Annotated in this window: 10 protein-coding genes; 3 read left to right on the top strand and 7 right to left on the bottom strand. The window is 54.6% G+C overall.

The features are described from left to right. Nucleotides 1-14 precede the first annotated feature (14 nt). Entirely contained in the window at nucleotides 15-473 is a 459-nt protein-coding gene (locus tag BJ885_RS00880; RefSeq protein WP_023310581.1) for an Lrp/AsnC family transcriptional regulator, read from the bottom strand. 112 nt (nucleotides 474-585) lie between these two features. On the opposite strand from BJ885_RS00880, the gene BJ885_RS00875 reads away from it, so the two are divergent. Then, on the top strand, nucleotides 586-1,635 hold the full coding sequence (locus BJ885_RS00875; protein WP_220683620.1) for a PLP-dependent cysteine synthase family protein: 1,050 nt from the start codon (nucleotides 586-588) through the stop codon (nucleotides 1,633-1,635). 40 nt (nucleotides 1,636-1,675) lie between these two features. Here the strand turns inward: BJ885_RS00875 and cof are convergent, their stop codons facing one another. Then, a complete protein-coding gene (cof, locus tag BJ885_RS00870) occupies nucleotides 1,676-2,494 on the bottom strand; it encodes an HMP-PP phosphatase (RefSeq protein ID WP_029739899.1) in 819 nt (272 codons plus the stop codon). A gap of 101 nt (nucleotides 2,495-2,595) precedes the next feature. Between cof and BJ885_RS00865 the strand changes: the two genes are divergently transcribed. Together BJ885_RS00865 and queC are read left to right on the top strand one after the other, a co-directional pair. Next, a complete protein-coding gene (locus tag BJ885_RS00865) occupies nucleotides 2,596-4,296 on the top strand; it encodes an SgrR family transcriptional regulator (protein ID WP_121930975.1) in 1,701 nt (566 codons plus the stop codon). 66 nt (nucleotides 4,297-4,362) lie between these two features. Next, a complete protein-coding gene (queC, locus tag BJ885_RS00860; protein WP_029739901.1) occupies nucleotides 4,363-5,058 on the top strand; it encodes a 7-cyano-7-deazaguanine synthase QueC in 696 nt (231 codons plus the stop codon). 60 nt (nucleotides 5,059-5,118) lie between these two features. Here the strand turns inward: queC and BJ885_RS00855 are convergent, their stop codons facing one another. The 5 genes from BJ885_RS00855 to lon all read right to left on the bottom strand — a co-directional run bounded on the left by BJ885_RS00855 (nucleotide 5,119) and on the right by lon (nucleotide 11,067). After that, nucleotides 5,119-5,517 carry a YbgC/FadM family acyl-CoA thioesterase gene (locus BJ885_RS00855; RefSeq protein ID WP_121930974.1) on the bottom strand — a complete coding sequence of 133 codons (399 nt, stop codon included), beginning with the start codon at nucleotides 5,515-5,517 and terminating at the stop codon, nucleotides 5,119-5,121. Between the two features lie 99 nt (nucleotides 5,518-5,616). Further along, on the bottom strand, nucleotides 5,617-5,997 hold the full coding sequence (locus BJ885_RS00850) for a helix-hairpin-helix domain-containing protein (RefSeq protein ID WP_121930973.1): 381 nt from the start codon (nucleotides 5,995-5,997) through the stop codon (nucleotides 5,617-5,619). 148 nt (nucleotides 5,998-6,145) lie between these two features. After that, a complete protein-coding gene (gene ppiD / locus BJ885_RS00845) occupies nucleotides 6,146-8,017 on the bottom strand; it encodes a peptidylprolyl isomerase (RefSeq protein ID WP_121930972.1) in 1,872 nt (623 codons plus the stop codon). 212 nt (nucleotides 8,018-8,229) lie between these two features. Then, a complete protein-coding gene (hupB, locus tag BJ885_RS00840; RefSeq protein ID WP_002444653.1) occupies nucleotides 8,230-8,502 on the bottom strand; it encodes a nucleoid-associated protein HU-beta in 273 nt (90 codons plus the stop codon). A 210-nt stretch (nucleotides 8,503-8,712) separates the two neighbouring features. After that, nucleotides 8,713-11,067, bottom strand: coding sequence for an endopeptidase La (gene lon, locus BJ885_RS00835; protein ID WP_023334706.1), 2,355 nt, complete (start codon nucleotides 11,065-11,067; stop codon nucleotides 8,713-8,715). Between the last annotated feature and the right edge of the window lie 163 nt (nucleotides 11,068-11,230).

Here is an 11,230-nt window from a genome sequence, read left to right as displayed (position 1 = left end):
GGTATTTTACGAAGTTATTCAATAGGTAATGCTGTGGTGTATTTAATCTGTTCCATGGCGAAGCTTGAGGTGACGTCCGACAAACCCGGGACGCTGTTCACCAGCCGCTTGTAGAAATCATCATAGCGCTTCATGTCGGCCACCTGGACGCGCATCAGGTAATCATACTCTCCGGCCATACGCCAGAAACCGAGCACCTCGGGCATCTCCGACACCTGGGTGACGAAGCGGCAATACCACTCGCTGCTGTGATGCTGGGTTTTTATCAGCACAAACGCCGTCAGCCCAAGCCCCAGCTTTTCGGGATCTAACAGCGCGACGCGCCCCAGAAGAATACCGTCATCTTCCAGCTTCTTTAGGCGCTTCCAGCACGGGGTGGTGGTCAGATTAACGGCATCTGCCAGCGCCTGCAAAGAGAGGGTACAGTCATTTTGCAGCAATGAAAGGAGCTTGCGGTCAATTTTATCTAGCATACCCACCTCACAGAGAAAATTTTTCTCTCTTCATTCTATTTTAAAGGCCAGATAGCAACAATTTTTTCTGTGCTTTTCGCTATCCTAGGCACAAAATGACAAACGGATAACGATGATGAATAGCACTTGGGTTAAACATGCGATCAGCGAAATCAATGCCGACTATCAGCGCTCGGCGGATACGCACCTGATTCGCCTTTCTCTGCCGGGATTTGACGGCATTCAGCTCTATCTGAAAGACGAAAGCACCCATCCTACCGGCAGCCTGAAGCATCGCCTGGCGCGCTCGCTGTTTTTATACGGTTTATGTAACGGCTGGATTAAAGAAGGCACCACTATTATTGAATCTTCGTCCGGCTCAACGGCGGTGTCCGAAGCCTATTTCGCCCGCCTGCTGGGCCTGCCGTTTATCGCGGTGATGCCGTCCTGCACCGCAAAACGCAAAATCGAGCAGATCGAATTTTACGGCGGTCGCTGCCACTTTGTGGAAAGCGCCTGCGAAATCTACGCCGCCTCTGAAATGCTGGCCCGTGAGCTGAACGGCCACTATATGGACCAGTTCACCTTCGCCGAGCGCGCGACGGACTGGCGCGGCAATAACAACATTGCCGACAGTATTTTCCGCCAGATGACCCACGAACCGCATCCGGTTCCGTCCTATATCGTCATGAGCGCCGGTACCGGCGGCACGTCAGCCACGATTGGACGCTATATCCGCTGTCAGGGCTACGATACCCAACTGATGGTGGTTGACCCGCAGAACTCCGTGTTTCTCGACTACTGGCAAAACCGCGATGCCGGTCTGCGCAGCCCGGTGGGCAGTAAAATTGAAGGGATTGGCCGCCCGCGCGTGGAGCCCTCTTTCATCCCCGACGTTGTGGATGAGATGATGCGCGTGCCGGATGCCGCCAGCGTGGCAACGGCGCACTGGCTGGAGACGCAGCTGGGGCGCAAAGTGGGTGCATCGACGGGCACCAATATGTGGGGCGCACTGCAGCTTGCCGCCCGTATGCGCGAAGAGGGCCGCACCGGCTCCATCGTCACGCTGCTGTGCGACAGCGGCGAGCGTTATCTCGATACCTACTACAACGCGGAGTGGGTGCAGGCCAACATCGGCGATATCGCCCCGTGGAAAGCGCAGATTGCACAGCTTGTGAAATAAAAAAAGCCAGACCTAAGTCTGGCTTGCTGGAAGGGTCTCACTATTCGGGGGAATACGGGAGGTTGTTGTTGTCCAGCCAATGTGTCAAAAAATGGGACACTGCTTCATTGCGGCAGTGGCCAATAACCGGCAGATGGGGAAGTTCTGCTTTCAGCTGCGCCATCGCATTCCCCATGATCAGACCGCGACCTACGCTACCCAGCATTTCGCGGTCGTTCATGGCGTCACCAAACGCCATACACTCCTGCAGCGTTAAGCCCAGGTGGTCGCTCAGCACCGCCAGAGCGGAGCCTTTGTTACAGCCCACCGGCAGCACTTCCAGACAATCCACCGCCGAGAAGGTCAGGTGCGCCCGGTCGCCCAGCGCCTCATTCAGTTGAATCCTTAAGCGGCACAGATCGTCGTGATCGCCGCAGAAGCAGATCTTAGTTACCGCATGGGCGGGGATCCGACGCAGATCAATAAGCTGGTATTTAAAGCCGCTGTAAACATGCGCGTGCAATAATTCCGGGATTTCGCTTCCGGTAAACCAGCCCCGATCGTTAAAGACGTGGATACTGGCCTGCGTGTCCCAGGTGCTGTGCAGCACGATATCCGCCACTTCCGGGTTGAGATCCTGTCGGTGCAGCACATCGCCTTCTACGGAGTGAATTCGCGTCCCGTTGCCGGTGATCAGAAAGGCGTCGAGGGAAAACGCCCCCAGCAAATGGCGCATCTCCAGCACATGACGCCCGGTCGCAAACGTCAGGGTGACATGACGCTCGTGCAGGCGCTTCAGCGTGTTCAGGGTTTTTTCCCCTAAACGGTGATCCGGCATTAACAGCGTACCGTCCATATCAAATGCAGCGAGCCGAGCCATGATTACTCCCGAAATGTGATGCGGTTAACTTGTGCATCAGTATCGTGTGAGATATACGGAAGTAATAGTGAATAGATGATAATTATTGTTCCGGGTTTCTTATGCGCCAGCTCAATCGACTCAACCAGTATCACCGCCTCTGGCAGCCTTCCCTGGGTGCAACGCAACAGGTCACCATCAGCGAGCTTGCCGCCCGCTGTTTTTGCAGCGAGCGGCATGTCCGAACCCTGCTGCGCCAGGCTCAGGAAGCGGGCTGGCTCAGCTGGCGAGCGCAGTCTGGCCGCGGTAAGCGCGGCGAGCTAACGTTCCATGTCGCCCCGGAGTCACTGCGTAATGCGATGATGGAAGAGGCGCTGAAAAGCGGGCAGCAGCATAACGCGCTGGAACTGGCCCAGCTTGCCCCTGAAGCGCTGCGGTCATTACTGCATCCTTTTTTGGGCGGGCAGTGGCAAAACGACACGCCGACGCTGCGCATTCCCTACTATCGCTCGCTGGAGCCGCTTCAGCCGGGGTATTTACCGGGCCGGGCAGAGCAGCATCTGGCGGGACAGGTCTTCTCAGGCCTGACGCGTTTTAACGGTAACAGCAGTGAACCCGCGGGCGATCTGGCGCATCACTGGGATGTCTCTGATGACGGCCTGCGCTGGCATTTCTACATTCGCTCCACCCTGCACTGGCATAACGGCGATAAAATAGAAACGGCGCAACTCCAGCGAAGTCTGACAGCGCTGTTGACGCTTCCTGCCCTGCGCACTCTGTTTCAGAGCGTCTTATGCATTGAAACAACGCATCCACAGTGTCTGACGTTTACGCTGCATCAACCGGACTACTGGCTGCCGCACAGGCTGGCAACCTACTGTAGCCGTCTGGCGCATCCCGACCATCCTGCGGTTGGCAGTGGCCCGTTTCGGCTGGCCGGCTTTGAGCCCGACCTGGTTCGTCTGGAAAGCCATGAGCAGTATCACCTGAGCCATCCGCTGCTCAAAGCCATCGAATACTGGATCACTCCCCAGCTTTTTGATTACAGCCTGGGCACCAGCTGTCGCCACCCGGTGCAAATCGCGATCGGCGAGGCCGACGAGCTGGAAAGTCTGCGGCTGGTAAGCAGCAGCACCAGCCTGGGGTTCTGTTACCTCACGCTAAAACAGAGCGCGCGCCTGAGTGAGATCCAGGCAAAACGGCTTATCAATATCATTCATCTCTCCAGGCTTCTCCATACACTTCCGCTAAACGAAGGGCTCATCACGCCCACCCAGGAACTGCTTCCCGACTGGACAATCCCCGAATGGCCTGATTTATCGGACGTAACCCTCCCTGAAGCGTTGACGCTGGTTTACCATCTCCCTGTTGAGCTTCACACCATGGCCAGCCAGTTGAAGGCATACCTGGCGCTACAGGGGTGTGAACTGATCGTCATCTTTCACGACGCCAAGACGTGGGACGGATGCCTGGAGCTTGCCGATGCAGACATCATGATGGGGGACAGGCTAATTGGCGAAGCGCCGGAATATACGCTTGAACAGTGGCTGCGCTGCGATGCCCTCTGGCCGCACGTTCTTAGCGCTCCGGCTTACGCTCATCTGCAAGCCACGCTGGATGCGGTACAGACTCAGGCCGAGGCTCGGGATAGACACGCGGGGCTGCAAGCCATCTTCAACCGGCTAATGGAGAGTGCGGTGCTGACGCCACTCTTTAATTATCAATACCAAATCAGTGCTCCGCCTGGCGTGAATGGTATACGCCTCAACACCCGCGGCTGGTTTGACTTTACCGAAGCCTGGCTGCCCGCGCCCAAATCGTGAAGAAGCTGGTCGCCGTCGTGGTCAGACGGTAACATAACGTTTTTACCGTAACAGTCGAGATGATTTATGAAACGTGCCGTCGTCGTGTTCAGCGGAGGACAAGACTCTACTACCTGCCTGGTTCAGGCCCTTCATCAGTACGATGAAGTTCACTGTGTCACTTTCGATTATGGTCAGCGTCATCGCGCTGAAATCGACGTTGCCCGTGAACTTGCCCTGAAACTGGGCGCACGCGCGCACAAGGTGCTGGACGTTACGCTGTTAAATGAACTGGCCGTGAGCAGCCTCACCCGCGACAGTATTCCCGTCCCGGACTACGAACCCGATGCCAGCGGCATTCCGAATACCTTCGTGCCGGGCCGTAATATCCTCTTCCTGACCCTTACGGCGATCTACGCCTACCAGGTAAAAGCGGAAGCGGTGATCACGGGCGTGTGCGAGACCGACTTCTCCGGCTACCCGGACTGTCGTGATGAGTTCGTGAAGGCGTTAAACCACGCCGTTAATCTGGGGATGGCGAAAGAGACGCGCTTTGAAACCCCGCTCATGTGGCTGGATAAAGCCGAAACCTGGGCGCTGGCGGACTACTGGGGCAAGCTGGACCTTGTGCGCAGCGAAACGCTCACCTGCTATAACGGCATCAAAGGCGACGGTTGCGGCCAGTGCGCGGCCTGTAATCTGCGCGCTAACGGGCTGAACCATTATCTCGCCGATAAAATTGGCGTGATGGCCGCGATGCAGAAAAAAACCGGACTTAAATAGGGCTACTTGACCGTGCTGTCGCAAACAGGTATCGACAGCACGAGTACGCCTTGACATGTCTTACGCGATCATCAACTCCAGCTTTTCCCGCAATTCCCCTTCCAGCGGTAGCGCTTTCTGCGTTTTCAGATCGATACAGACAAACGTGATCAACGCATCTGCCACCACCTGCCCTTCTGGATCGAGCGTCACCACCTGGCTTAAGACCCCACTTTTGCCATTGATCTGTTGCACCTGGCTGGTGACCGTGAGCGCATCACCCAGCACGGCCGGACGGCGGTAGTTGATGTTGATATTGACGACCACGAACGCGATGTTGTGCGCGGTCAGCCACTGAAAGCTTTCGCTGTTTTCCAGCCCGTCCCAGCGAGCTTCTTCAAGAAACTCAAGATAGCGAGCATTGTTAACATGCTGATAAACGTCGAGATGAAAACCGCGTACTTTGATTTTTGTCTGCATAGCGCAATAGCCTTTACTGTTATTGTAGGAAGAGAGGTCATAACTGGTATGACCTCTTTATCCTGGCAAAATTTTGCCGCAGTGCAAGAAATTGCGTAATTACAACGTCAGGTGTGAGAGGTTGCGCTCAACCAGCGCGCTGCCCATGCCCGGCACCTGCTTGAGATCGTCGACCGTTTTGAAAGGACCATACTCTTCGCGGTAGCTGACGATGGCCTGCGCTTTTTTCAGGCCCACGCCATTCATCGCGCGGGCGAGATCTTCCGCTGAGGCCGAATTGATACTGACCCGCGTACCGTCATCATCCGCACTTTTACCGGCGTCTGTCGCTTTGGTTTGCCCTAGCACCGGCGCTGCCGCGTCGGACTTGCTCTGGGTAGCTTGTGTTTTGGCGGCGGGGGCCGACGCCATCGCACCCGCACTCATCCCGGTGGTGGCAATAGCCAGCGTAATTAACAGTGCTTTGATTCCACATTTCATGCTGTTATCTCCTTGTTTGTTGACAGCCACGTCACGATATCCGCCAGTTAAAACCGGTACAAACAGCAGATTGCAGAAATGGAAAAGGCCGCGAAAGCGGCCTTTAGTTTTTGCAGAGCGTTACGAAAATCTGCGAGCAGACACGTAATTACTGCTGCTGAGTCATCACATCACCCAGCTTGATTTTGGCTTCTTTACGCAGGTTGCTCATCATGGCTTCGAAGGCAATCTGAGCATTGTTCTGGGTAATTCCCTGAACCATTGCTTTCTTCTGCGCTTCTGGCAGGGTGCCGGCTTTCACTTCATCCAGCGCCAGCAGAACGACGTTGCCCTGCGTATCGGTGGTGGTACCGAAGTTTGGCTTGTCCTTCGCAGGCAGAGTCAAACCAAACGCGGCCTGGCTGACTGGGTCCTGGCCGGTACGGCTCAGCGTTTTCGCTTCACCGAAGCTCAGGCCAGCCGCTTTCAGCGCATCTTCTTTACCCGCTTTCAGATCGGACAGAATCTTCTCAGCATCCAGTTTCGCCTGCTGTTCCGCTTTGTTGTGCTTAACCTGAGCGACAACCTGATCCTTCACTTCCGCCAGCGGTTTGACCGCTTCTGGCTTGTGTTCGCTGACGCGCAACACAAACGCACGATCGCCGTCGATGGTAATGATGTCAGAGTTACTGCCCGGCGTGCCGTTCTCACCCACCAGACCACCGTTGAAGATGGCATCAGAAACCGGTTTGAAGTTCAGCTCTTCCGGAAGGTTGTCACGACCAAACCAACCCGTCTCAACCGCCTTCACGCCCGCCGCCTGCTCTGCACCTGCCAGAGATTCGTTATCGTTGCTGGCAGCATCGCTCACCTTCTGCTGCAGCGCGTAGTAGGAATCCAGCGCTTTTTCCTGTTTCACTTTCGCCGCGATATCATCGCGAACGTCAGCCAGCGGCTTGGTTTTCGCCGCGGTGATGTCGTCCAGACGCACGACCAGGAAACCAACGGAAGACTTAATGACGCCTGACAGCTGACCTTTCTCTTTCAGACCGGCATTTTTCAGCTCGTCAGGAGTGGTCGCGTCTTCCAGCCAGCCCATATCACCGCCGTTTTTCGCAGAGATAATGTCGGTGGATTTCGCTTTCGCAACGGTCGCGAAATCAGCGCCTTTGTTCAGCTCATCCAGCGCCGCTTTAGCATCGGCCTCGGTTTTCGTCTGAATCACGCTGTAGCGGTTACGCTGCGGCTGAGTGAACTGATCCTGATGCTGATCGTAGTAAGACTGGATTTCAGCATCAGACGCGGTTTCCTGCAGCGCGGCCGCATCCAGCTTGATATAGCTCACGCGGAACTGCTCTGGAGAAACAAAGGAATTCTTGTTCTGCTCGTAGTAAGCGTTAACGTCAGCATCACTAACCTGCTGTTTCGCCGCCAGGGCGTTCACATCAATGGTCGCTTCGCGTACAACACGCTGCTGCGCCACCAGCGCGGCCAGTTCGTCCGTTTCACCTTTGAGCATGAAATCGGTGCCCACAACGGCATTGATGAGCTGCTGGGTGGTCAGCTGGTTACGCAGCGCCTGAGCGTACTGATCGGCCGTCATCCCCATCTGATTGACGATGCTGTTGTAACGCGCGTTGTCGAATTTACCGTTAGACTGGAAGGCTTGCGTGGAGAAGATGGCTTTTTTCACCTGCTCATCGCTGATGCCAAGGCCCAGTTTTTTGGCATACTGATCAAGCAGCGCTTCGTCGATAAGACGGTTCAGTGTCTGTTGGCGCAGGGTCTTCATGTACCCTTCGTTCGCCGCCAGTTCAGAGAATTGGTCGCCCAGCTGTTGCTGCATACGGTTACGTTCACCGGCAAAAGCATTCTCGAACTGACCACGGCTGATTTCCTGGCCATTCACTTTTGCGGCGTAGTTTGCGCCACCGCCAATAAGGTAACTGCTCACGCCGGTCAATATGAACGACACGATAATGATACCGAAAATAATCTTGAGCACGAGACTGTTAGCAGCCGTGCGTAAGCTGTCCATCATGGTGTAACAACACTCCGCTGTAGGTGACTGGTTACCTGACGCTGACGGAAAATCCTGCCCGTCGCGCGTGAAGGCGTATTGTGACAAGAAAACGGGGCGATTGTCAGCCCACAACTCGCATAAACTCGCACAAATCAGGTCTGGACAAACAAAAAAGGCACATCAAATGATGCGCCCTTGTACTTTCCGGCTTCCCTGAAACGGGAAAGCAATCAGTTTACTGCGTCTTTCAGCGCTTTACCTGCACGGAAACCCGGCACTTTAGCAGCAGCAATGGTGATCTCTTTACCGGTCTGAGGGTTGCGGCCAGTACGGGCAGCACGCTCTTTAACAGCAAAAGTACCGAAGCCTACCAGTGCAACGTCGTCCCCAGCCTGCAGAGATTCAGTAACAGAAGCAATTAAGGCATCTAACGCACGTCCAGCTGCAGCTTTAGAAATATCAGCACCAGCAGCAATTTTGTCAATCAGTTGAGATTTATTCACTGTTCTCTTCCTCTCTTTATAATTTATATCGCGCCTGAATCCTTCACAACGCGACCGCGCAGCAGTTATATCAGGCCTGCCATGACCTTACAACACCCGTTGTTGATGGCTGACCTAATCAGCAATCTAAATTAGCTATACAAAAAAAGGCTGGCAAGTGCGAAATGACTTACCAGCCTTGTTTTTATTGACGCTCTTTGCGCGAGGTCACTATTTTGCGGTTACAACCTGCATTCCGGAGGGTTCATTCTGCAATGCGAGACTGAGAACTTCCTCAATTCGCTTCACAGGATGGATCTGCAGATCGGCAATCACGTTATCCGGAATCTCTTCCAGATCGCGTTTATTTTCGTAAGGGATCAATACGGTTTTGATCCCACCGCGGTGTGCCGCCAGCAGTTTTTCTTTTAAACCACCAATCGGCAGAACCTGACCACGCAGCGTGATTTCACCGGTCATTGCCACATCGGCACGCACCGGGTTACCTGTCAGGCAGGAAACCAGAGCGGTACACATGGCAATACCCGCGCTTGGGCCATCTTTCGGCGTCGCCCCTTCAGGAACGTGCACGTGGATGTCGCGTTTTTCGTAGAAATCAGGGTTGATACCCAGTTTCTCCGCGCGCGCGCGCACCACGGTCAGCGCCGCCTGGATGGATTCCTGCATTACTTCACCCAGCGAGCCGGTGTAGGTCAGCTTGCCTTTGCCCGGCACACAGGCGGTTTCGATGGTCAGCAGATCGCCGCCCACTTCCGTCCATGCGAGGCCAGTCACCTGGCCAACGCGGTTTTCGTTATCCGCGCGACCGTAGTCGAAGCGCTGAACGCCCAGATAGGCATGCAGATTGTCGCCGTTAATCACAATGTGTTTCAGGCTCTTATCCAGCAGCAGCTGTTTCACCGCTTTGCGACACAGTTTGGAGATTTCACGCTCAAGGCTACGCACGCCCGCTTCACGGGTGTAGTAGCGAATGATGCCGATAATCGCGCTGTCCTCGACGGTCAGCTCGTTAGCTTTCAGCGCGTTACGCTCAATCTGTTTCGGCAGCAGGTGCTGCTTAGCGATGTTCAGCTTCTCATCTTCGGTATAACCGGAGAGACGGATCACTTCCATACGGTCCAGCAGCGGGGCCGGAATGTTCATGGAGTTGGAGGTCGCCACGAACATCACATCGCTCAGGTCGTAGTCCACTTCCAGGTAGTGATCGCTGAACGCTACGTTCTGTTCTGGATCAAGCACTTCCAGCAGTGCAGACGCAGGGTCACCGCGCATGTCCGACGACATCTTGTCGATCTCATCGAGCAGGAACAGCGGGTTTTTAACCCCCACTTTCGCCATCTTCTGGATCAGTTTACCCGGCATAGAACCAATGTAGGTACGGCGGTGACCGCGGATTTCCGCTTCATCGCGTACGCCACCCAGCGCCATACGGATATACTTACGTCCGGTCGCTTTGGCGATGGACTGACCCAGAGAGGTTTTACCCACCCCCGGCGGTCCAACCAGGCACAGAATTGGGCCTTTAATTTTGTTTACACGGCTTTGTACCGCGAGGTACTCAAGAATGCGGTCTTTCACGCGTTCCAGGCCGTAGTGATCGGTATCCAGGATTTCCTGCGCCTGACGCAGGTCTTTTTTGACCTTGCTGCGGGCGTTCCACGGAACCTGCACCATCCACTCAATGTAGCCGCGTACAACGGTCGCTTCAGCCGACATTGGAGACATCATTTTCAGCTTCTGCAGTTCTGCTTCAGCCTTCTCTTTCGCCTCTTTCGGCATCTTCGCCGCGTCGATCTTACGCTTCAGCGCTTCGTTTTCGTCCGGAGCGTCATCCATCTCGCCCAGCTCTTTCTGAATGGCCTTCATTTGCTCATTCAGATAGTACTCACGCTGAGATTTCTCCATCTGCTTTTTGACGCGGTTGCGAATGCGCTTCTCAACCTGCAGCAGATCGATTTCAGACTCCATCATCGCCATCAGGTATTCCAGACGTTCGTTAACGTCGGACATTTCCAGCACGGACTGTTTGTCAGCCAGCTTCAGCGGCATATGTGCAGCGATGGTGTCCGCCAGACGCGCAGGATCGTCGATGCTGTTCAGCGACGTCAGCACTTCTGGTGGAATTTTCTTGTTCAGCTTGATATAGCCTTCAAACTGGCTAATCGCGGTGCGAACCAGCACTTCCTGTTCACGCTCATCAAGCTCAGGCGAATCAAGGTACTCTGCCTTTGCAGAGAAGTGCTCGCCATCATCTGACAGAGTGGTAATACGCGCACGCTGCAGGCCTTCTACCAGCACCTTTACGGTGCCGTCAGGCAGCTTCAGCATCTGCAAAATAGAGGCCACGGTCCCGACGGTGAAAAGATCGTTTACACCCGGCTCATCCGTTGATGCTTCTTTCTGCGCCACCAGCATGATTTTTTTATCATGATCCATGGCGGCTTCGAGGCAACGGATAGATTTTTCCCGCCCTACAAATAAGGGTATGACCATGTGCGGATAAACCACCACATCGCGCAACGGCAATACGGGGATTTCAATGCGTTCAGAACGCTCAGGATTCATAGAGCTCTCTCTTAGTTAGTGTCCGCCAGGTAAGCTGGTCATGTCACTGTGCTTCACATAACCATTAACATGTATCCAGTATATGGGGATGTTTCCCACACATTCAACGCTATGAATACGGAAAAAGTAAAGGGGAGATAAAATCCCCCCTTTTTGATTAACT

Source organism: Enterobacter sp. WP_7_1, assembly GCF_003688535.1.
GTDB classification, from domain to species: domain Bacteria; phylum Pseudomonadota; class Gammaproteobacteria; order Enterobacterales; family Enterobacteriaceae; genus Enterobacter; species Enterobacter asburiae.
This window is presented reverse-complemented; position numbering and strand designations above follow the sequence as displayed.